22 protein-coding genes and 1 pseudogene are annotated in these 21,844 nt (G+C 64.1%); 12 read left to right on the top strand and 11 right to left on the bottom strand.

What is annotated here, in order from left to right:
- Positions 1–113 precede the first annotated feature (113 nt).
- A complete protein-coding gene (locus tag DSM43276_RS16590) occupies positions 114–893 on the top strand; it encodes a hypothetical protein (protein WP_078330917.1) in 780 nt (259 codons plus the stop codon).
- Here DSM43276_RS16590 and DSM43276_RS16585 read toward each other — a convergent pair.
- Complete coding sequence (locus DSM43276_RS16585) at positions 890–1,336, bottom strand: Clp protease N-terminal domain-containing protein (protein ID WP_109556248.1); 447 nt, start codon at positions 1,334–1,336, stop codon at positions 890–892. The two genes, DSM43276_RS16590 and DSM43276_RS16585, sit on opposite strands and share 4 nt — an antisense overlap.
- Before the next feature lie 52 nt (positions 1,337–1,388).
- Between DSM43276_RS16585 and DSM43276_RS16580 the strand changes: the two genes are divergently transcribed.
- Positions 1,389–1,685, top strand: coding sequence for a hypothetical protein (locus tag DSM43276_RS16580; RefSeq protein WP_078330952.1), 297 nt, complete (start codon positions 1,389–1,391; stop codon positions 1,683–1,685).
- Between the two features lie 180 nt (positions 1,686–1,865).
- Positions 1,866–3,938, top strand: a complete 2,073-nt coding sequence (locus DSM43276_RS16575) for an AMP-binding protein (RefSeq protein WP_078330919.1) — start codon at positions 1,866–1,868, stop codon at positions 3,936–3,938.
- Here the strand turns inward: DSM43276_RS16575 and DSM43276_RS16570 are convergent, their stop codons facing one another.
- The 5 genes from DSM43276_RS16570 to hisN all read right to left on the bottom strand — a co-directional run bounded on the left by DSM43276_RS16570 (position 3,939) and on the right by hisN (position 8,748).
- Positions 3,939–4,361 (bottom strand): TIGR03668 family PPOX class F420-dependent oxidoreductase, encoded by a 423-nt coding sequence (locus tag DSM43276_RS16570; protein ID WP_078330920.1) that lies wholly within the window; start codon positions 4,359–4,361, stop codon positions 3,939–3,941.
- A 2-nt stretch (positions 4,362–4,363) separates the two neighbouring features.
- Complete coding sequence (locus tag DSM43276_RS16565; RefSeq protein WP_078330921.1) at positions 4,364–4,864, bottom strand: hypothetical protein; 501 nt, start codon at positions 4,862–4,864, stop codon at positions 4,364–4,366.
- A 212-nt stretch (positions 4,865–5,076) separates the two neighbouring features.
- Entirely contained in the window at positions 5,077–6,288 is a 1,212-nt protein-coding gene (locus tag DSM43276_RS16560; protein ID WP_078292206.1) for an acyl-CoA dehydrogenase family protein, read from the bottom strand.
- A 32-nt stretch (positions 6,289–6,320) separates the two neighbouring features.
- Positions 6,321–7,724, bottom strand: a complete 1,404-nt coding sequence (locus DSM43276_RS16555; protein ID WP_078323811.1) for an acyl-CoA dehydrogenase family protein — start codon at positions 7,722–7,724, stop codon at positions 6,321–6,323.
- A gap of 232 nt (positions 7,725–7,956) precedes the next feature.
- Positions 7,957–8,748, bottom strand: a complete 792-nt coding sequence (hisN, locus tag DSM43276_RS16550; protein WP_078330922.1) for a histidinol-phosphatase — start codon at positions 8,746–8,748, stop codon at positions 7,957–7,959.
- A 23-nt stretch (positions 8,749–8,771) separates the two neighbouring features.
- Between hisN and DSM43276_RS16545 the strand changes: the two genes are divergently transcribed.
- The gene (locus DSM43276_RS16545) at positions 8,772–9,287 is read left to right on the top strand and encodes a DUF3592 domain-containing protein (RefSeq protein ID WP_109556249.1); all 516 of its coding nucleotides are present in this window, start codon (positions 8,772–8,774) and stop codon (positions 9,285–9,287) included.
- Here DSM43276_RS16545 and DSM43276_RS16540 read toward each other — a convergent pair.
- The 4 genes and pseudogenes from DSM43276_RS16540 to DSM43276_RS16525 form a co-directional block, all read right to left on the bottom strand.
- Positions 9,266–10,738 (bottom strand): annotated as a pseudogene (locus DSM43276_RS16540) (FAD-dependent monooxygenase). The gene DSM43276_RS16545 and the pseudogene DSM43276_RS16540 overlap by 22 nt on opposite strands.
- Positions 10,739–10,915: 177 nt before the next feature.
- Complete coding sequence (locus tag DSM43276_RS16535) at positions 10,916–12,265, bottom strand: FAD-dependent oxidoreductase (RefSeq protein WP_078330923.1); 1,350 nt, start codon at positions 12,263–12,265, stop codon at positions 10,916–10,918.
- Positions 12,266–12,412: 147 nt separating this feature from the next.
- Complete coding sequence (locus DSM43276_RS16530; protein ID WP_078330924.1) at positions 12,413–14,152, bottom strand: acyl-CoA dehydrogenase family protein; 1,740 nt, start codon at positions 14,150–14,152, stop codon at positions 12,413–12,415.
- A gap of 78 nt (positions 14,153–14,230) precedes the next feature.
- On the bottom strand, positions 14,231–14,896 hold the full coding sequence (locus DSM43276_RS16525) for an SDR family oxidoreductase (RefSeq protein ID WP_078330925.1): 666 nt from the start codon (positions 14,894–14,896) through the stop codon (positions 14,231–14,233).
- A gap of 109 nt (positions 14,897–15,005) precedes the next feature.
- Here DSM43276_RS16525 and DSM43276_RS16520 point away from each other — a divergent pair, with 109 nt between their 5' ends.
- The 7 genes from DSM43276_RS16520 to smpB are packed head-to-tail and all read left to right on the top strand — an operon-like array spanning position 15,006 to position 20,648.
- Positions 15,006–15,863: an IclR family transcriptional regulator gene (locus tag DSM43276_RS16520; protein WP_078330926.1), complete on the top strand. Its 858-nt coding sequence runs from the start codon at positions 15,006–15,008 to the stop codon at positions 15,861–15,863.
- Positions 15,864–15,919: 56 nt separating this feature from the next.
- Complete coding sequence (gene prfB, locus DSM43276_RS16515) at positions 15,920–17,023, top strand: peptide chain release factor 2 (RefSeq protein WP_078330927.1); 1,104 nt, start codon at positions 15,920–15,922, stop codon at positions 17,021–17,023.
- Positions 17,016–18,047, top strand: a complete 1,032-nt coding sequence (locus tag DSM43276_RS16510; protein ID WP_078330928.1) for a mechanosensitive ion channel family protein — start codon at positions 17,016–17,018, stop codon at positions 18,045–18,047. Before prfB ends, DSM43276_RS16510 begins: the two co-directional genes overlap by 8 nt.
- Positions 18,044–18,508, top strand: coding sequence for an Rv3103c transmembrane domain-containing protein (locus DSM43276_RS23890; RefSeq protein WP_099051393.1), 465 nt, complete (start codon positions 18,044–18,046; stop codon positions 18,506–18,508). Before DSM43276_RS16510 ends, DSM43276_RS23890 begins: the two co-directional genes overlap by 4 nt.
- A gap of 46 nt (positions 18,509–18,554) precedes the next feature.
- Positions 18,555–19,244 carry a cell division ATP-binding protein FtsE gene (gene ftsE, locus DSM43276_RS16500; RefSeq protein ID WP_046254400.1) on the top strand — a complete coding sequence of 230 codons (690 nt, stop codon included), beginning with the start codon at positions 18,555–18,557 and terminating at the stop codon, positions 19,242–19,244.
- 12 nt (positions 19,245–19,256) lie between these two features.
- The gene (gene ftsX, locus DSM43276_RS16495) at positions 19,257–20,159 is read left to right on the top strand and encodes a permease-like cell division protein FtsX (protein WP_078323822.1); all 903 of its coding nucleotides are present in this window, start codon (positions 19,257–19,259) and stop codon (positions 20,157–20,159) included.
- Positions 20,160–20,168: 9 nt separating this feature from the next.
- Positions 20,169–20,648: an SsrA-binding protein SmpB gene (smpB, locus tag DSM43276_RS16490; protein WP_078296445.1), complete on the top strand. Its 480-nt coding sequence runs from the start codon at positions 20,169–20,171 to the stop codon at positions 20,646–20,648.
- 1 nt (position 20,649) lies between these two features.
- Here smpB and DSM43276_RS16485 read toward each other — a convergent pair whose 3' ends face one another.
- Positions 20,650–21,117: a DUF2834 domain-containing protein gene (locus DSM43276_RS16485; RefSeq protein ID WP_078330929.1), complete on the bottom strand. Its 468-nt coding sequence runs from the start codon at positions 21,115–21,117 to the stop codon at positions 20,650–20,652.
- Positions 21,118–21,198: 81 nt separating this feature from the next.
- Between DSM43276_RS16485 and DSM43276_RS23885 the strand changes: the two genes are divergently transcribed.
- Complete coding sequence (locus DSM43276_RS23885; RefSeq protein WP_078330930.1) at positions 21,199–21,804, top strand: TetR/AcrR family transcriptional regulator; 606 nt, start codon at positions 21,199–21,201, stop codon at positions 21,802–21,804.
- Positions 21,805–21,844: the final 40 nt, after the last annotated feature.

The following is a 21,844-nucleotide window of genomic DNA, read 5'->3' as shown; positions in this document are numbered from 1 at the left end:
ATCTTGTTGTGATCTTGTCGTGCTGAGGGCACAGTACGCCCGAACACGTTCACGCCGTGGCGAATTGACGATCTGAATTCGGGGGAGTTGGTCCCGGCCGCGCGCGTCGGTGTCTGGCGCGAGATGATGGGTGCATGGGTCTCATTGCGCTACCTAATGCCGTGCTCACCGATGCCGATATCGCCGACGCATTGAGCCGCGCGGTCCGGGTGATCAACCCCGTGCTCACCGTCCTGGCGCAGTCCGATCCGTTCGGTCTCAAGGAGCGCACCTATGAGCTGGGCGACGGCGAGGGAGTCGTCGACAAGGCGCTGGATGCGCTGGCCTGTGCCTTGAACACTGCGACCACCCCCGGCACGAAGGCATGGGAGCAGCTAGACACCCGCGGGAAGGCGCACTGGTGGGTGCAGCGCGTCGGTGCCGTCAACACCGTATTCGTCGCCTTCCCAGGGATTTTCGGCGCACTGGCTGCTCGGCTTCCTGTGCAGGACCTCCTCGGATTCTCCAACCAGGCCATCGTGCTGGTCGCCATTGCCCGCGAGTTCGGGATCGACGACCACCAGGAGCAGGTCCGGCTGCTTGCGAAGGTGCTGTGCGATCGCACCCTCGGTGACGAGGTGCTGGTCGGCGCTGACGATCAGGAACCCGAGACGCCCCGAAGCTGGTCGCCGTTCGCCCTGGCCCGCACCCTGTGGCACCTTGCGGGCATCCTGCGCGCCATTGCCGGCGAGCTGGAGAAGCGGCCGCAACCCAAACCGATCTTCCGTTATCTCGGAATGCTGCCCGCGATAGGCAGCGTGGCCGGATACATCGGCGAGTACGGGGCTCTGCGGCGGACCGCGCGCGCAGGTGAGCAGAGCATCGCCGCGCAGTCACAGCCCGTGCGCGCTTAGTCGCCGAGGTTCTCGTCCAGGTGCGCCCGGACGTTGTCCCAGAGGTCGAGAACATCCACGCTGAGTTTCTCCCATATCTGGATGATGACGGGATCTGCGGCGTCGACGAGGCCCAGCAGCAGGTGTCCGGTGCAGATCTCCGTCTGCCGCCTGCTTGTCGACGCGGTCATCGCCAGCTCGAGGGTCCGCTGGGCCCCCGGAGTGAACGGCATCTTCTCCGTCGGTGGCTCCTGGCCCAACGGGACGATCAGCTGAATCACCCGAGTCGCGTTCTCAAAACGGACTCCGGCCGTCGCGAGCAGCCGAGCCCCCAGCCCGGTTCCTTCGCCGACCAGACCCAGCAGGAGGTGTTCTGCTCCGAGGTAGTTGTGCTGCCGTTCGCGTGCTTCCTCTTGTGCGATCACGATGACCTGCCGTGAGCGCTCGTTGAACAGCTGGAACATGACCCTCCCTATCTCCGGCTCAACGTACATCTTGCCGGAGCTGGGTTCGGCGATGAGTTACTGTCACCGCATGAGCGCTGTGAAGGTTTTGGCTGGAACCGGTTTCGTGGCAGTCGCCCTCGTGACGGGGTGCTCGGGTGTCATCAATCAGGGTGGCGACACCACGTGCAAGAACTTCATCGCCGCCGAGGAACAGAAGCAGAATGACGCGGTGAGCAAGATGCTCAAGGACCAGAGCGGGCGTGACGCGTCGAACCTGGAGATCTCCGCGACCCGCACCTCGGTCACGATGTACTGCAAGACGCTCGGGAACGACGGCAGCAAGATCCGCGAGGCCCCGCACATCTAGGCGGTGGCCGATTTGCCGATCAGAGATGTCCTGTCGACGTTGCCGGCGGTTCGCCCGGCCCGGCGCTCGGCAATCTGGTCACGTCAGTGACATGAACCACAACAGTTCCTGGGCAGTGATGCGCGTCATCGGGTACGCTCGCGCGGTGCATGACCGAAAACCCCAGGTAGGACCACCATTATGGTCGCTGATGTAATTAGTTGCGACAAGTTGCTCAAGCACCCACGCGGGCTGGTGTGGGAGCTGATCAGCTCACCCGACATGTACCCCATGTTCTTTACCGGGGTCGGTTCCTGCGAGACCTTGATCGAGAGCACCGAGGCGGGACCTGACCCCGAATACCTGGTGCTGTCCGCCAAGACCAAGGCCCGCGTGCGCCTGATTCTCAGCAACACCAAGGAGAGCCTCGCGATCGAGGGGGTCGACAACGACGGGCTGATCTCCGTGCGGTTGTTCGAGGAGCGGTCCGCGCAGACCCGGGTTCGCATCACAGTGTTGCGGGCGGCTTCGGTCCTGCCCGCCGGTATCAAGAAGCCAAGCGTGGCCGTCAACCAATGGTTGATGGACGGGCTGGACAGAATTGATGACTATCTGTCCGGCGCGTCAACTTCCAACGTGTCCAACATGGGTGAAAACGGAAATATTCACGTCAGCATCGCCCGGCTGATGATCGGGGTGGGTGTGGTGCGTATCCCGCGCCCCGATCGCGGCCTTCGTCAATTGGGTTCACTGGCGCGGTGGGGATTCACCCTTCAGGGCGGCTACGCGGCCGCCGCGGCGCGCGCCCCCAAGCAGCTCGCGATTGCCGACGACGCCGGGCAGCTGACCTTCGAGCAACTTGACCGGCGCGCCGAGGCAATGGCCACCGGTCTGATGCGCGACGGCATCAACGAAACCTCCAAGATTGGCCTGCTGGCTCGCAACAACATTGCCATGGTGGAGTGCCTCATTGCCTTCGGCATGCTCGGGGTGGACGTCATGCTGCTCAACAACGCGTTGGCAGCAACTCAGATCCAGATTGCTGTGGCACGCAACAATCTCACCAAGGTGTTCGTTGACGATGATCTGGACGAACTCGTCAGGTACGTGCCCTGGGAGGTCGAGCTCATCAGCACCGGCCGCCGCAGTGCCATCAACGGGCGCCGCGGGCTGGATGATTTCGTGGTAGCCGACAAGCCGGGAGTGTTGCCCCCTACCCGGCCCGGTCACCAGGTGGTGCAAACCTCCGGAACCTCGGGAACTCCCAAGGGAGCGTTGCGGCCCACCCCGCGTGGGTTCGCCGTCATCGCCGCGATGCTGTCGCGGATGCCGATGAAGATGAACGAGACCATGCTCATTTCGGCCCCCGTCTTCCATGCCTGGGGGCTGGGTTGCCTGCAGATCAGCACACCATTGAGGGCGACGGTGATCCTGCAGGAGAAGTTTGATCCGGAGGAGTGCCTGCGCGCCATCGCGACCCGCAAGGTGACCACGCTGATCGCCGTCCCGATCATGCTGCAGCGCATCGTCGATCTGCCCGCCAAGGTGCGCCAGAAGTACGACACATCGAGCCTGCGGCTGGTCGCCTGCAGTGGGTCGCCGCTGAATGCCTCACTGGTACAACGATTTACCGAGGCATTCGGTGAAGTGCTCTACAACTTCTACGGATCCACAGAGGTGTCCTGGGCCACCATCGCCGACCCCGAGGATCTTGCGATCGCCCCCACCACGGTAGGCCGGCCGCCGCTGGGCACCACCGTTGCGATTCTCGACGCCGACCGGCGTCCGGTGCCGCGCGGTGTGACGGGCAGGATCTTCGTCGGCAATGAGATGTTGTTCGACGGGTACGTGGCCGACCCGTCACCGGCGTCGGTCAACGGTCTGCTGGACACCGGCGATCTGGGCCACCTGGACGCTGATGGCCGTCTGTACATCGACGGTCGCGATGACGAGATGATCATCTCCGGCGGTGAAAACGTTTTCCCCAGGCCGGTGGAGGACGCGTTGGCCTTCCTGCCACAGGTTGCCGATGTGGCTGTCGTCGGGACGTCCGATGACAGCTTCGGCCAGCGGCTGTCGGCATTCGTCGTGCTACACAAGGACGCCGGCCTTGACGGCGACATGGTGCGCGCCTTCATCAAGAACCGGCTCAGCAAGTTCCATGTGCCCCGTGACGTGTACTTCGTCACGGCACTGCCGCGTACGTCGACCGGCAAGGTCATCAAGCGACTACTGCTCGCGGACTGCGAACGTGACGGGATCAGGCCGGAGTAATCACGCCGACACGGGGGAGGCGGCCCACCCGCTCCACCGGGATACATCGGTCAGCACCATGGGGCCGGTCGGTGGCGTCTCTCGGTATTGCCGATATTTGTTGGCCAGCAAGTCGATCCAGGAGGAATCGGGCGTATCGAGCGTCCGCGCGATGCCATCGGCGCGTGCCCACCACAGCGCCGACCAATCCTCGTCATAGTGATCTGCCAGGAAGCTGACCGCAGGGTTCGCAGCGATGTTGCGCAAGCGCTGTAAATCGTTGCCTGACTTCGGCTTGTGATCAACCGCCCAGCAGATGGTGTCGTCAGCCATGGCGAAGGTCACCGGAACCACATGCGGCACACCGGATTCGTTGACCGTTGCCAGCCTCGCGACCGCCGCCGTCTGGAAGCGGTGGCGTGCGTCGGCTGGGCTGAGTCGCACGCTTAGTGACGGCCACCGTTGCAGATGTTGGCCAGGACGTGGAAGTTGTTGACGCCGTCGAACAGCAGGCCGCCGACCGCGGCTCCGCGATCGATGATCTCGGGGGAGGAGCGCACCTCCGGGGTGGCGGCCAGCCATGCCCCCGCCAGGTCGTAGGCACCGCTCAGGCCGTCGGCGTATGCCGTGAGCTGCTGGCGAGCGCCGGGCTCGGTGACACCGTCCAGATTGGCCCGCACGCCATCGTTGGCTCGCCCCCACATGTCGCGGGCCTGCCCGATCGCCTCGACCTGACGGTCCAGCCCGGAGTAGGCGGGATTGTCGCCGCGGATGTACATCAGGGCCTCGGTGACGATCGGACCGTTGTTGGCCGGGTCGTCGACTGCCTTCGACATCTGGTCGATTGCAGCGCAGGTCGACTCCTCCGCGCTAGCAACCGGAGCGCCGGCGCCGAACGAAACGAGTGCACAGCTCACCGCGGTAAGCAGACCTGACCGAACCCTCATATGTCCTCCACAAGATGATGTGTCGCGTCGATAGAAACGGCAGCTTAGCTGTCTTTGCCAGACTTCGCTGACGTGGCTCATAGGTTTGTTGTTGCTCTTCGCGCAAGCGCTCATCGAGCAGGTGGTTGCTCTTCGCGCAAGCGCTCATCGAAATGATGCGGCCCCTCCGGGGTGAAATCCCGGAAGGGCCGCAATGGATCTTGATTAGTGCGTCACTTGAGCTCTGCGGAGCTCAGCCCCAGCAGACGGCGGGCGACCACCAGCTGCTGGATCTGCTGAGTGCCCTCGAAGATGTCCAGGATCTTCGAGTCGCGGCCCCACTTCTCCAACAGGGTGCGCTCGGAATAGCCGGTGGTGCCGGCCATTTCGACGGCCTTGAGGGTGATGTCGCTGCCGACGCGGCCGGCCTTGGCCTTGGCCATCGAGGCTTCCATCGAGTTGGGAATGTTGTTGTCAGCCTGCCAGGCGCTGCGCAGCGTCAGCAGGTACGACGCCTCCCAGTCGGCCTCCATCCGGATAAACTCCGCGGCGGCCGCGTGCTGAGCGTGCGCCGGCTTGTCGTAGGAGATGTCGATGCCGGCGTCCTCGAGGATCTTGCGCAGTTCCTCGAGCGAGGCCCGCGAGACACCCACGGCCATCGCCGCCACGATTGGGCGGGTGTTGTCGAAGGTGCTCATCACACCGCCGAAGCCCTTTTCGGTGTTGATCTCCGGATCGGACAGGATGTAGTCCTTCGGGATCCGCGCGTTGTCGAAGCGGATGACCGCGGTGTCGGAGGCCTTGATGCCGAGCTTCTCTTCGAGACGCTCGATGGTCACACCGGGGTGCTCACGCGGCACCAGGAAGGACTTGATGGCGGGGCGGCCCTTGGTCTTGTCCAGGGTCGCCCACACCACGATGTGGGTGGCGCGTGAACCGGCGGTGACGAAGATCTTCTCGCCGTTGATGACGTACTCGTCGCCGTCGAGCTTGGCGGTGGTGGTGACCGCCGCCGAGTCCGACCCGAAGCCCGGTTCGGTGATGGCCATGGCGGCCCACACCTTGCCGAACTTGTCGGCGTCCTCCTTGGTAGTCACGCTCGACACCGCGGCGTTGCCCAGGCCCTGGAAGGGGATGGTCAGCAGCAGACCACAGTCGCCCCAGCTCATCTCGAGGGCGTTCAGCAGCGCGGACATGTTGGCGCCGTTGACGTTCTGCTTCTCGGTGTTCTCCTCGGCGCGGAAGGCCTCGGCACCGGCGAAGGCGAACGTGCCCGCAGCGGTGACGCCGGCGAACAACGTCTCCAGGGTGTCCAGCTCGACGGGGTAGGTGTGCTCGGCCAGGTCGTACTTGCGGGAGATCGGCCGTACCAGCTCGGCAGCGCCCTGGTGCCCCTTCTCCTGAACCGCCTGCAACTTCTTGGGGAGTTCCAAATTGATTGCCATGGAAAGACTTTCGTTTAGTAGAGGTTCTGGGCTTAGAGGACTACGACGCCTTCGGCGACACCGATGGCACGCAGGTTGCGGTACCAGCGCTCCACCGGGTGCTCCTTGGTGAAGCCGTGGCCGCCGAGTAGCTGCACCCCGTCGAGGCCGATCTGCATGCCCTTGTCGGTGGCGAGCTTGCGGGCCAGTGCGGCCTCGCGGATGAACGGCAGGCCCTGCTCGGCACGAGAGGCACCGCGCAGCGTGACCAGCCGCAGGCCGTCGAGCTCGATGGCGATGTTGGCACACATGAAGGCAACGGCCTGGCGACGGGCGATGGGCTCGCCGAATGCCTCGCGCTGCTTGACGTAGGGGATTACGTAGTCGAGCACGGCCTGGCCGGTGCCGACCGCGAGCGACGCCCAACCGAGGCGGGCCAGTGCGACGGCCTCGGAGTAATCGGACTCTCCGGCTGCGTCCTCACCGAGCAGGCCGGAGGCGGGAACCGCGACGTTGTTCAGGTTCAGCCGTCCCAGCGCGGCACCGCGGATACCCATACTCGGGTCTTCCTCGACGGTGATGCCCTCGGTGCCGGACTCGACGATGAACAGCGACGGGCGGCCGTTGTAGTTGGCGGCCACGATGAACAGCTCGGCCTGTGCGGCGGCCGGTACTAGTGACTTGACGCCGTTGAGCCGGAAACCGCTGGGGGTGCGGGTGGCCGTGGTCTTGAGGCTGAAGGGATCGAACAGCGCCTGCGGCTCGGCGATGACAACCGAGGCCTGCGGCACGCTCTCGCCCGCGAACTCCTTGAGGTAGGTGGCCTGCTGATCGGCGCTGCCCCAGTTGGTCAGCGCGGAAGCGACACCCGAGGGTGCCAGGATCGGTAGTGCCAGACCCAGGTCGCCGTACGAAAGTGCCTCGGCAACAAGGGAGTTGGTGACCGTCGAGCGCTGCGAGGCGATGCCGTCGAAGTCCTCGGGGATGTTGATGGCGGTGACACCCAGCTCGGCGACCTTGCTCAGCAGGTCGGCGGGGTACGCCTTGTTCTTGTCCGACTCGTAGGCGGCGGGGCGGATGACCTCGACGGCGAATTCCTTCACCGTGTCGGCGATCATCTTCTGCTCGTCCTCGGGGTTGAGGTCGAAGAAGTCGGCGTTCGCCTTGTCGAGGCGCTTAGGTGCGCCCTTGCTGCCGGACACCTTCTTGAAGGTGCGGTTGGCAACGCCAAGGGTGGTGAACAGGCCCTTCGTGGTCTCGAAGATGCCCTTGTTGAAGGCTCCGCGCAGGTTGTACTTGTCCAGCAGCTCTGAACCCGCGATCGGGGTCAGCACCGCGATCAGGATGTCGATGGCGCCGCGCTTGTGCTTCTGGAGGCCTACGCCCGTCTCGTGCTTCGCCAGGCTCTTGCTCTTGGCGGCCTTCTTCTCGTCGCGCGGGGTCAACGTGTTGGTCATGTCACCAGCCGTTTCTGGGGTCAAAGTGGGGTTCTGCCGGAGTATCTGATCGGTACCTTACTCCGAAGTAAGAACCGTATCTTACTAAGCGGTAAGATCCTTACAAAACGAGGCCCAGATCACACCAGGTTCCTGTGCGTGAGCAGGCGGCAACACCCGCTTGCGGGAACCCGCATCGCGGAGAAGCCCATGACGCAGAGGCAACAAGCGTCTGCTCGCGGGGAGCCGGGGCTTAGGACAGGGCGCTCAGCACCTTGTCGTGCAGCAACCCGTTGGTCGCTACCGCGCTGCCGCCATGCGGGCCGGGCTCGCCGGCCAGGCTCGTGAACTGGCCGCCGGCCTCGCGGACCAAGATGTCCAGCGGGGCCAGGTCCCACAACGAGACCTCGGGCTCGGCAGCGATATCGACCGCGCCCTCGGCCACCAGGCAATATGAGAAGAAGTCGCCGTATCCCCGGACCCGCCACACCTCGTCGGTCAGGTCGATGAATCGATCGCGCTTCCCGCGATCCGCCCAGCCCGACAGGCTGGAGAACGACAGGCTTGCCGACGCCAGTTGGTCGACTCCGGAGACGTGGATCGGTCGATCGTCACCCGACCCGACACGGCTGTGGGCGCCGAGCCCGGCGGCCGCCCACCACCGGCGGGACAGTGCCGGAGCGCTGATCACACCGACGACGGGTACGCCGTCCTCAAGTAACGCGATGAGCGTGGCCCAGATGGGGACCCCGCGCGCAAAGTTCTTGGTGCCGTCGATGGGATCGATCACCCATTGCCTACCCGTGAATACGGCCTCGCCGCCGTACTCCTCGCCGAGTACCGAATCCGCCGGGCGCGATCGATGCAGCAGCGAGCGCAGGACGGATTCCACCCCGGTGTCCGCGTCGGTCACCGGGGTCAGGTCGGGTTTGGTGTCCACCCGAAGATCGAGCGCGCCGAACCGCGACGTGGTGATTTCATCGGCGGCATCGGCCAATTCGAGTGCCAGCCGACGGTCTTCGCGCAAGGACACGGTGGGCGTCATGCCTGCAGTCCTACCATGGACGTGTGTGGGAATTCCTGGTGCTACTGCTGATCGGCGGATCGCTCGTTTTCGTCATCATGCAGATGCGACGCGGTCGGCAGGCTCAACCCGGTGTGAACGCGGCGGAAGGAACCCTGTTGGTGACCGGGGTCAGCCCCCGTCCTGAGGGGGTGACGGGCGGCCAGCTGGTCACTATCACCGGTGCCATCAATGGTCCGACGGTCGCCGAATACATCACCTACCGGCAGATTGTCCGTGACGTCAACAACTGGCCGCGCATTGGCGATCTGATTCCGGTGTTGTATTCGCCGAAGAATCCCGAGCGTTGGGATGTGCTGCTGGCTCCGTCAGGTGGGCCAACGCCGCAGCAGTATCCGAGTGGGCCACCATCGATCGAAAACATCGATCCGGTGCCGCCACCGCCCCCGCCATCAACGCCGCCGCCACCCCCCGGACCTATTGAGGGGCCGTCATCAGCCGAGGATCCGGCCAAAAAACACGAGCCGCCGCCGCGGTACTACGAGCCCCCGCCGCTGTAACGCGGTGGCCCGAACCACGTGTGCAGCGCGTCGTTGAGCCCGGCCGCCGTACCGTCGCCGACCCAGGCGACGTAGCCATCCGGCCTGATCAGAATCGCCTGGGGGGGCATCGACCACACCTATGGCCGGAAGATCCAAGACACCAACGTATTCGGCATCGATGGCATCGACCCGATGCGACCATCCCGAGGTGCCGGTGATGGGTGCACCCAGGTTGAGAAGGACGCCGCGCGCATCGTGTAGCAGCGTGAACACCCGCACCATGCCATCGTTGGTGAGCACATCAAGATCCGGCATGCGCCGTCCGAGGAGAGGGTGCCCATCGCCCAGGTCGTAGTGGATGTCCAGGCCGCTCATCATTGCCGCGATGTGGCGTCGTGGCGTGTCGAAGTCAGTAGCTCCGAGACGATGTCGCGCAGGGCATCGACCCGGTCGCCGGAGCGGCTGAGTGCGGTTTGTGCCATGGTGTTGTGGAGTACTCGCGCCGCCACCGGGTGCCGTTCTGCGTGATACGTGTCCAGCAAGCTTTCGTGCGATGTCCCATTGACGACTTGGGCCAGCTTCCAACCGAGGTTGACCGCGTCCTGGACTCCGGTGTTGAGGCCCTGTCCGCCGATGGGGAAGTGCACATGGGCCGCGTCACCGGCAAGCAGCACCCGTCCCTCGCGGTATGTGGCGGCCTGTCGGGTCACATCGGAGAATCGGGAAATCCATGTGGGACTGTGCATTCCGTAGTCAGTGCCGCGGGCGGCCACTAATGCTTCGCTGAGATCGCCTAGGGTTGGTTCATCCGTTCGGCCGATTTGTGGTTCGGTGACCAAGACCCGAACGGGTCCACCTTCTTCGAATCTGAAGAAAGAATGCAGGGCGCCCTCGCGATGGATGCCCCACTCGGGTTCCTGGGCTACCTGAACATCTGCGACCAGGCAGCTTGTCGATGGATCCCAACCCGGGAACCCGATTCCGGCGATCTTTCGGATCAGGCTGCGTCCGCCGTCGCAGCCAACCAGATACTGCGCTCGCAGCCTCGAGCCGTCGGAGAGCTCGACATCGACGGCGTCGTCGGATGGGGTGAATCCAGTGACCGAACGCCCCCGATAGATCGGCACCTCATGTTCGCCAACCCATTCGGACAAGGTGCGCTCAACGCGGTATTGCAGCAACGCCAAACCGAATGTGTGTCTGGTCGGCAGGTCGGTCATATCCAGAAGGAGCGCGGAGAAATGCGCGATAGGTGCGGTAAACCCTTGGGGTAGAAATCGGTCGACGATCCCGCGTTGATCGAGTACTTCGAGGGTGCGTGACGTCATGCCGCCGGCGCGCGACCCGTCGAGTTCGTGTGTGGTGCGCCGCTCGACTATGGCCACGTCTACACCGGCCAACGCCAGCTCGCCGGCCAACATCAGTCCGGTCGGCCCGCCGCCGACAACCACCACCGCATGCTCTGTCATAAGGACGAAGCTACCCGGAAAATAAGTAAAATAAGAAAAATCTAAGGAAATGTTAAGAATGAATGTGCCGGGTGTGCTCACGCAGGAAAACAGGCGAAATGTCTGCCTGGACGCTCACTCGGCCTGTGACACCACGATGTGGACGGTCACGGATGAGCCGTTGGGCGAAGGCCAACGTCACGGTTCGCCGTGTCGTCCGGTTGCGGCCAGCAGATCGGGCACCGTCTCCAGCTTCACGCGGGGGCGGCCCTGCGGTTCACCGGTGGCGCGCTCATGCGAATCAATGGTCAGCCAATCGGATTGCGACACGATGTGCGGTTCGTGGCCCAACAGCCATTCTCCCAGTGCGGCGGTATCGGGCGCGGCTCCCAAGTCGGCGGTCACCAAGTCGGCGAGCAAGGTGTCTACCGTCTCCTGTGAGTCGCTCTTGTTGGTTCCGATGACGCCGACCGGACCGCGTTTGATCCAGCCGACCACGTACTCGTTCTCGCGGCCCTCGATGCGTCCGGCGTTGTTGAGGATGACACCGCGCCGGGAATCGAAGGGCAGTCCGGGCACCTGAACTCCGCGATATCCAATGGCACGTACGACCAGGTGAGTGGGCAGCGTCTCGCGTTCACCCGTGTCACGGGCGACGATGTATCCGTCGTCGTCGACGAGTTCGTTGCGGCCCAGCGTGATTGATTCCACCTCGCCGTCGCCATGCAGCTCGATGGGGGAGGTGCGGAACTGGAACACCACCCGGCGATGGCCCTCGGTCTGCGGTCGCTCCGAGAACTTGCGCAGGGTGCCGATGTTGGTGCGGGTGGGCTTGGGTGCGGCCGCCAATTGTTCATCGGTGATGCCGGCCAGGTCTTCGGGATCCACCACGACGTCGACGCCCGGCAGTTCACCCATCTCGCGCAGCTCCAGCGGGGTGAAGGTGGCCTGCAGTGGTCCGCGTCGTCCGATGATCACAACCTCACGGATCGCGTTGTGGTCCAGGGAGTCCAGCGCGCGGTCGGCGATGTCGGTGGTGTGCAGCGACTCCGGATCCATGCCCAGGATGCGTGCGACGTCCAGTGCCACGTTGCCGTTCCCGACGACCACGGCGCGCTTGCCGGAGAGGTCGACCGACACCTTCTGATGCGTGGGATTGGCGTTGTACCAACCCACCACGTCGACGGCGGCGATGCAGCCGGGCAGTTGGTCGCCCGGGATGCCCAGGGGCTTGTCGGACTGGGCTCCGACCGCGTAGATCACCGCGTCGTAGCGTGACGCCAACTCCTCGGCGGTGATCTGCTCTCCCACTTCGATGTTGCCGAAGAATCGGAAACGCGGATGCGTCGCCGTCTTCTCGAACACCGCGCTGACCGACTTGATCTTGGGGTGGTCCGGAGCCACCCCGGACCGAACCAAACCCCAAGGAGTCGGGAGCATTTCGAGCATGTCGACATGCACGTCGAAATCGGAGTGTTTGAGCAGCGATCCGGCGGCAAAGAAGCCCGAGGGCCCCGCACCGACGATGGCGACGTGAACGGCGCGCACCCTCGTACGTCCTTATCTGCCCGACAGGGGGCAGCGGCTGTCGTCGGCTATGGGCTGGCCGACAGGGGGCTGGCCGCGGTCCTGTGCGGACGGGTTACCCCACCGATGCTAGCGACGGTTCCGAGGGCGCGCGGGTAGACCTGCGGACTAGGCCCGCATTTCGTACACGCCGGACAGCGCCTCGACTCGATTCCAAATCGCATCGAAGCGTTCGGAATTGAATACCGGTTCTGAAATAACGTCCTTGGCCCACTGCCGTTGCGTCGCGGTGGCCTCGCGCTTGCCGATCAGATCGACCGCGTACTGCGAGAAGTCCCGGTTGAGGATCTCGAAGATCTGGTCGATGAGCTGCTCGTCGGCACCCCGCAGCTTGGCCTGCTCCAGGATCAGACCGCCGTAGACCACGAGGGTGAACAGCTCGCCGATGCTCAACTGCAGATCCAGTCCGGCGGTCTTGATGGCGTCCTTCTCCGCGGCCACCAGGGTGGCCAGTGCCTCGGCGCGCTCGGTGAAGGCCGCGACATTGGGAATGCCTGCGTTCTCCGCGAACGGCTTGCGCCAATCGTGGAACTGGACCTTGCCCAGACCGCTGGCCGGACCCTGGTTGAAGAGGAACTCATCGTCGCGCGCTTCCAGCTGCACTCCGGGAACCGGGAGGTCCTGCGAATGGTGCAGGTAGGCGGGCATGAACTTGAGGATCAGTGCCAGGTTGACGGCCACCGTGCCCTCAAGCTTGGGCAGCCCCGCCACGTCGATACGTGCCGCGGTGGTGTAGGTCTCGGCCTCGAATGCCTTGGCCGACATGACGTCCCCCAGCAACGCCAGTACCTTCTCGGCCTCGGTGGTGGCCTTCATCTTGGTGACAGGGTTGAACAGCAGGTAGCGCCGATCCTCGGGGCTGGCGGTGCGGAAGTAGTCCACGGCACGCTCACTGAACAGCTTCATGCCCATCAACCGGGCATAGGCGTCCACGAACTCGCGGCGCACATGGTCGAACTTGGTGACCGGGCTGCCGTACAGAATGCGGTTGTGCGCGTGGGTGACGGACTCGTACAGGGCGTGTGTCGAGAGGCCGATGCCGCCGAAGCACAGGTTGAACTTGCCGATGTTGACGGTGTTGAGCGCCGCGCTGAAGGCGTCCGCGCCGACGTGCAGGATGTCGTCTTCGCTCACCGGGTAGTCGTTGAGCTCGAACTCGGCGACGTACATCTGGGACGGCACGACGTTCTTGATCACCGTGTAGTTGGGGTGCTCGCTGTCGGCGAGGAAGAAGACGTACTGGTCCAGACCGTCGCGGCCCTGAACGCGGCCGAACACCGAGACGATGCGGGCGCAATTGCCGTTGCCGATGTAGTACTTGCTGCCGGAGGCCGTGTATCCGCCACCTTCGACGGGAGTGAGTACCAGGTCGGTGGAGTAAATGTCGGCGCCGTGGGCCTGCTCGGACAGGCCGAAGGCCGCGACGGCACCGCCGTCAAGCAGATCGGCGGCGCGCTTGCGGGGGTCGGTGTTGGTGCTCTGCCAGACCGGCCCGAGCCCGAGCACGGTCACCTGCCACGGGTACCAGTAGTTCAGGCCGTAGAAGCCGAGGATCTCCGAGAGCTTGGCCACGCGGGCGGTGTCCCAGCGCTTGTCGGCGTTCCCGGCGCCGTCTGCAGCCGGGGTGAGGAAGGTTGCGAACAGCTTCTCGCGCGCCGCGAAGTCCAGGAAGTCCTGGTAGAAGACCTTGTCGACGTAGTCCTTGAGAAGGCGGGTCTTCCCGCGTTCTTCGAACCAATCGACGGTCGCCTTCAGGAGTCGACGTGTCTCGCCGTCGAATTCGGCGAAGTCGTCCTGGGTGGGGTGAAGCAGTTCGGTCTTGGGCGCAGTTTTCGTTTCCTGACTCACGGTCAGGAACTTACCAGTGCGTCAGTTTGGATAGGGAGGGACGGGAAACTGAACGCCCGATGCACAACTGTCGGATCGTCAGTTGACGCCGCGGACGGTGCGGCAATCCGGCTGATCAAGTTCGTGACGACATTGACGGTGCCGCCGGCGTCCGAGCCGGGCCAAGGCCATCAACGCGAGATCGTCCGCGTCCATCGCGGGCCGATGTGGCACGTAATCGTCGAACAGCGTTACCTCGACGCCCTGCCTGTGTAGGTCATCGCGGATGCCCGTCGTGAACGTCGAATCGGCTCCGCGAGGTTGAGTGTGGTGCGCGATTCCTCGTGCTGCCAACGATCTCACCATGATGACGCCACCCTGCCCGCGGTCGGCGATTCTGTGCCCAAATCGATGGGACAGGTAGAGCGTCCGCATGCGATTCAGGTCCGATTCGCCGAAGCGGCTGCTGCCGGTGTCCTCGTCGGTGACGCACACCAACAAGCCCACGTCGATATCGTCGGTGGCCGCGGCGAGCTCGCCGGTGAAGACGTCGGGCGATGTGGTGCGGACACTCACCCCGGTGGTCACGGCCAGTGTGTAGGCGTCGGCCCTTCCGCCATGCGTCGCCAGGACGATGTTGATCCCGTTGGCCGCGATATGGCGCGCGAATGCGGTCGCCGTTTCTGTCTCTCCGGCCGCGATAACGGCCCACGGGCCGTACCGTGATCTTGGTAGCGCGGCTAGCTGTTTTCCAAAGGAATGCATGGATCAATCCACCGGGTAGCTAGTAGTTGATTATTGTATGTCTTTGTCGGATTTGATATATCAAATCCGACAGCAAATCGTAGCAGTCTGCTACCAGATTGGGACGCGAATGACGAAGCCCGCGCCCGCTGTCGTGCGGGCCACGCAGATCTTGGATCACTTGGCGGCACGCCCCACCCAGCCCAGGTCGATGACCGAGATCGCCGAAGCGGTGGGTGTCAACGCCGCATCCACTCTCGCGATACTCCAGGCGCTGACGGACGCTGGCTATCTGGAACGCCATCCCCGGCACAAGACGTACTCGATAGGCCCGGCGTTGCTCATCGGCGGTCACGCGGCGCGTGCGCGCTTCGGTATCGCCGCGGCGGCGGATCGCGAGGTCGCGGAGCTTGCACACCACTTCGCCGCGCTGGCCACGATGGCGATGGTCATCGGCGACGATGTCGCGGTCATCTCGTCATCGGGACGTTCGGCGACGGGAGTCGGCTATCCCGTCGGTAGCCGTGTCCGTTTGGCGGCCCCGGCGGGGATCATTTTCATGGCATGGGCCGAGGATTCCGTGGTTCGTCGGTGGCTGGAGAACGCCGGGGCGGCGGTGTCTGACTCGCGGTGGGAGCGCGTCTGCGCCATGTTGGCGCGGGTGCGTGCCGACGGGTTCTACGTCGCGCGCCAGAGCATGTACGTGGATCAGTTCTACTCACTGGCTGGCGCGCTGGCGGGAGGGCGCCGCGACGCCGACCAGCGAACTCTCGACCTCATGGTGGACATGATGAGCGAACCAGTTGACTTGGCCGCGCCATGCCGGATCGGGTTCTTGGGCGTGCCCGTCTTCGGCGATGACGGCGAGGTGGTGGCGGTTCTCGGCGCGCTGGGGCCACCGGAATTGATGGATCACCAGGCGGTGGCGGAGGCCGCGATCCGGCTGGGCCATTCCGCCGATCACATCCGCGCGGTGACCCACGGCTAGGGGTGATCCGTCGGGTCGGAATGTTGTGGTCCGTCAGCCCGGTAGCCTGAACTGTTGTGGATCTGGACTGCCAAGCCGACATCGCTGACCTCGACACGACTCTCACCACGGTGGAGCGGGTGCTCGACGTCGACGGCCTGCGTGCCCGGATCGAGACGCTCGAAGAAGCCGCCGCCGACCCGAACCTGTGGGATGACCAGGCGCGTGCCCAGCAGGTGACGAGCCAGCTCTCACACGCGCAGGGTGAGCTGCGGCGGGTCGAAGCACTCCGGCAGCGGCTCGATGATCTGCCGGTGCTCTACGAGCTCGCGGAGGAAGGTGAGGACGCCTCGGTGGTGGCGGAGGCCGATGCCGACCGCGCCAAGCTGCGCGAGGACATCGAGGCCATGGAGGTCCGGACACTGCTGTCCGGCGAGTACGACGAGCGCGAGGCCGTGGTCACCATTCGGTCCGGCGCCGGCGGCGTGGATGCCGCGGACTGGGCCGAGATGCTCATGCGCATGTACATCCGCTGGGCAGAGGCGCATAAGTACCCGGTCGAGGTCTTCGACACCTCCTACGCCGAAGAGGCGGGTATCAAGAGCACGACCTTCGCCGTGCACGCCCCCTTCGCCTACGGCACGCTGTCGGTGGAACAGGGCACACACCGGCTGGTGCGAATCAGCCCATTCGACAACCAGAGTCGGCGCCAGACCTCGTTCGCCGATGTCGAGGTGCTCCCGGTGGTGGAGACGACCGATCACATCGATATCCCCGAAGGTGACCTGCGCGTTGACGTTTACCGATCCAGCGGACCGGGTGGCCAGTCGGTGAACACCACCGACTCGGCCGTGCGACTGACGCACATCCCGACGGGAATCGTCGTCACCTGCCAGAACGAGAAGTCGCAGCTGCAGAACAAAGTCGCGGCGATGCGCGTGCTCCAGGCCAGGCTGCTGGAGCGTAAGCGGCTCGAGGAGCGTGCCGAGATGGATGCGCTCAAGGGCGATGGCGGCAGCTCATGGGGCACCCAGATGCGCTCCTATGTGCTGCAGCCCTATCAGATGGTCAAGGACCTGCGTACCGAGTACGAGGTAGGCAATCCCGCGGCGGTGCTCGACGGCGACATCGATGGATTCCTGGAGGCGGGGATCCGGTGGCGCAATAGGCGAGATGACTAGCGCCGCCGAGTTCAACGCGGCGAGCCTTCGCCTCGCAGAGCGCTGGGACACTCTGTGGTCCAGCGAGGTTGGCCGCTGGCTACTCAACAACGGTCTGCAGATCGTCATCGCCGTCCTCGGCGCGATGATCCTCGTCCGCTTCATCAACTGGGGCGCGCACAAGATCACCCGCCGACTGGACCGTTCGTTCACCCAGAGCGACGCATTGGTGCGCTCCGAAGCCAGTAAGCACCGGCAGGCGCTCGCCTCCGTTGTCTCGTGGATCGTCGTGGTGCTGATTGTCGTGGTGACCACCGTGCACGTCGTTGGGGTGCTGGGCATTTCGATAGGCGGGCTCGCGGGTCCGGCCGCCGTGCTGGGCGGTGCGCTCGGTTTCGGCGCTCAGCGCGTCGTCCAGGACTTGCTGAGCGGGTTCTTTCTCATCACCGAGAAGCAGTACGGCTTCGGCGATCTGGTGGAGCTGTACGTGCAGGGGCAGACCACCGAGTCCCGGGGGACTGTCGAGGAGGTCACTCTGCGGGTTACCAAGTTGCGGTCGAGCGAGGGCGAGGTCATCACCATTCCGAACGGGTTGATCGTCAAGGCGGTCAACCTTTCCAAGGATTGGGCCCGCGCGGTCGTCGATATTCCGGTGCCGACGAGCGTGGACCTGGCCCGGGTCAACGATGTGTTGTATGACGTCTGTCAGCAGGCGCTGGTGGACCGCGATCTGTCTCAGCTACTGCTCGACGCCCCGTCGCTGATGGGTGTGGAGAGCATCGAGGTGGACCGGGTCAACGTGCGTATGGTGGCGCGGTCGCTGCCCGGTAAGCAGTTCGAGGTGGGACGGCGGCTGCGCGCCAAGGTGATCGCGGCGCTGGCCAAGGCGGGCGTCGCGCTGGTGGGGGACAGTCGCCCGGTGGTGCGCACCATGTCGTCGTCGAGCTCCGGAGAGCTCAAACGCGACAACAAACGCGACGAGGGGCGCGACGAGGGTGTTGACACCAAGCCGCAACCGATCGTGAAGGACGAGGATCTCAAATGAGTGAACCTCGCCAGGAACCTTTATGGGAAAAGCTCCTGTCCTGGGGAACCAAGATCAGGGCAAAGGTCAGGATCCGTACCTCGACCGCCGTGCTCATTCTTGCGTTCGTCGCGGCAAGCTGGCTCTACGAGATCAACAAGCCGGAGCCCGCGCCGCCGCAGCCGCCTCCCGGATACACCTGGGTGCCCACGCCCAGCGTCACCACGACCGCGCCGCGGCCTGTGCCGAGCACCACGAGGCGTCCGGTGACCACGACTGCGCCCACCACGACCACGACGGCGGAGCCGACGAACACCATCGTCACCACATTCCCGACGTCGACGCCCAGCGGAACACCGCCGACACCCCCGACGACGACCGCACCTCAGCCGCCCGGATGGTTGCCTCCCTGGGTGGTCCCGCCGCAGCTTCCGCCCCTGCCGGGTGCGCCGCCTCCGGCTCCCGCGACCCCGGCGCCCTAGTGCGCCCTCACGGTCATCACGGGTTTCCCGGCTACACTGGCGTGCCGTGATCAGCCTCGACAAGGTAACCAAGCTCTACAAATCGTCGGCTCGGCCCGCGTTGGACAACGTGAGCCTCGAGATCGACAAGGGCGAGTTTGTGTTCCTCATCGGTCCTTCGGGTTCGGGTAAGTCGACATTCATGCGACTGCTGCTGGGTGAAGAGCTGCCCACCAAGGGCGAAATCCAGGTTTCCAAGTTCCACGTCAACAAGCTGCGCGGCCGCGAGATCCCGCACCTTCGGCAGACGATCGGCTGTGTGTTCCAGGACTTCCGGCTGCTCCAGCAAAAGACGGTGTATGAGAATGTGGCCTTCGCACTCGAGGTGATCGGCAAGCAGACGGACATCATCAACCGCATCGTTCCCGAGGTGCTGGAGATGGTGAACCTGACCGGCAAGGCCAGCAGGCTGCCCTCGGAGCTGTCCGGTGGCGAGCAGCAGCGCGTCGGTATCGCGCGCGCGTTCGTCAACCGCCCGCTGGTGCTGCTGGCCGACGAGCCGACCGGGAACCTGGATCCCGAGACGAGTGAGGACATCATGGCGCTGCTGGAGCGGATCAACCGCACCGGCACTACCGTGCTGATGGCGACCCACGACCATCACATCGTCGACTCGATGCGCCAGCGCGTGATCGAGCTGGAACTGGGCAAGCTGATCCGCGACGAGCAGCGCGGTGTCTACGGGGTAGATAGGTAAGTGGAATAGAACATGCGTTTTGGATTCCTGTTCAACGAGGTACTCACCGGCCTGCGCCGCAATGTGACGATGACCGTGGCGATGATCATCACGACCGCCATCGCGATCGGGTTGTTCGGTGGTGGTCTGCTGGTGATATCGCTTGCCAAGAACTCGAAGGCCATCTACCTGGACCGCGTGGAGACGCAGATCTTCCTCACCGAGGACCTGTCGGCCAGCGACACCAACTGCAGCAGCGATATCTGCAAAAGCCTGCGCGACGAGATCGAGAAGCGTTCCGACATCAAGTCGGTGCGTTTCGTGAACCGTGAGGACGCGTACGCGGACGCCGAGAAGCGACTGCCGCAGTTCCGGGACTTGATGAAGGATGTGAGCAAGGATGCGTTCCCGGCCTCCTTCATCGTCAAGCTCAAGGAACCGGAGACACACGCAGATTTCGATGAGTCTTTCGTCGGCAAGCCCGGTGTGAAGGGCGTGCTCAATCAGAAGGATCTGATCGACCGCTTGTTCGCGGTCCTGAACAGCCTGCGTGATGCGGCGTTCATGATCGCGCTGATCCAGGCCGTTGGTGCGGTTCTGTTGATCGCCAACATGGTTCAGGTCGCCGCATACACGCGGCGCACCGAAGTGGGCATCATGCGGTTGGTGGGTGCCACCCGTTGGTACACGCAATTGCCGTTCCTGTTGGAGGCGGTGATCGCTGCGCTTGCCGGTGTATTGCTGGCGGTGATCGGTCTGATCGTGGCGCGGGTGACCATCCTGAACGGGGCTCTGGAACAGTTCATTCAGGCCAACCTGATTGCCCCGATCACCTACGGCGATGTCTTCCTCGCGTCGATTCAGATGGCGGCGCTGGGCATTCTGCTGGCCGGGGTGACCGCGTACGTGACTTTGCGTCTGTACGTGCGTAGATAGGTCCTGGCGATGAGTAAGAAACCGACCGACGGGCGCCAGATCATCGCGTCCAATCGCAAGGCGCGGCACAACTATTCGATTCTCGATGTGTACGAGGCCGGGGTGCAGCTGGTGGGCACAGAGGTCAAGAGCCTGCGCGAGGGCAAGGCCTCGTTGGTGGACGCCTTCGCTACCGTCGATGACGGCGAGGTCTGGCTGCGCGCGTTACATATCCCGCAGTACGACCACGGCACCTGGACCAACCATGCGCCGCTGCGGAACCGGAAGCTGTTGCTGCACAGAGCACAGATTGATCAGCTGGTCGGAAAGATCCGCGATGGCAACCTGACGCTGGTGCCGTTGTCGCTGTATTTCCTGGACGGCAAGGTCAAGGTCGAATTGGCCTTGGCCCGTGGCAAGCAGGCGCACGACAAGCGTCAGGACCTGGCCAAGCGGGACGCCACCCGCGAGATCACCCGTGAACTGGGGCGTCGCGCAAAAGGCATGTAGCTCACACGGATTCGAGGACCGTGGCTGGTTGATGTCTGCGCTGGCGTTCGACGGTGACCAGGTAGAAGGCCCACGCGAACGCAAAACTCGTGAAGAGGCTCGATACGAAGTAGAGCCACGGGCGCCGGATGCCGCGGCGGTACCCGTCGATGATCGTCATCAGCGGCAGCAGAATGACATTGCCGATCGTGTAGTCCTGGCTGGCCGAGCCCGCCGCGGGATTGACGAACATCAGCTTGATGTAGTCGATCCAGCCGGTGAGCGGGTTGGACACGTGGTACTCGGCGACGTACCGGATGTTGAAGTACCAGCCCAGTGCGATCGAGGCGATACCAACGACGTAGTACACGATTTCGAGCAGCGATAACGCGGGACCCGTTGCGGTCCGGGCGAATATCGGCCGATTCGAGGCGACGATGAGCGCGATGACGGTGATTCCGAGGATCGCGTGGACGACGAGCGACACCATGTCGGGAGCCTGGCAGCGTGCGCAAATTTTGTCAATAGTGACATAACTTGTCTCCGGCTGCCGGTGGGGTACCTTTCCAGGATGGTCAGACCTGCCCAGACTGTGCGCAGTGAGCGGACGCGCGCGGCGCTTCGGCAGGCGGCGATAGTGCGCTTTCTTGGGCAGGGCGTAGAGGACACTTCCGTCGAGCAGATTGCGGCGGATGCCGGTGTCTCGCTGCGAACCTTCTATCGCCATTTCGAGTCCAAACATGATCTGCTCTTTCTGGACTACGACCTCGGTCTGGAATGGTTTCGCAGCGCTCTGGATGCGAGAACTGCGGGCGAACCCATCCTGGAATCGGTGGAGTCGGCGATCTTCAGCGCCCCCTACGACGTCGACGCGGTGGTCAAGATCGCGACGTTGCGCAACCAGGAGCTCGATCGGGCGCGCATCGTGCGGCATATCCGGCAGGTGGAGGCCGAATTCGCCGAGGTGATCGAGGAGCATCTCATACGTGATGGTGGCGGCGATGCCAATCCCGATGTGCGCCTGCGCAATACCGTGACGGCGCGCTGTATTGCCGCGGCGGTCTTCGGTGCCATGGATGCGTGGATGCTCGGCGAGGACCATTCGCCCGAGGAGCTCACGCGGCGGAGTCGCACCGCGCTGGATTTCTTGAAGGCGGGAATCGGCGATATGCCCTGAAACCAAGTTTTGTCACTATTGACAAAACTTGGTGAGCCGT

This window comes from Mycobacteroides salmoniphilum (assembly GCF_004924335.1).
GTDB classification, from domain to species: domain Bacteria; phylum Actinomycetota; class Actinomycetes; order Mycobacteriales; family Mycobacteriaceae; genus Mycobacterium; species Mycobacterium salmoniphilum.
This window is presented reverse-complemented; position numbering and strand designations above follow the sequence as displayed.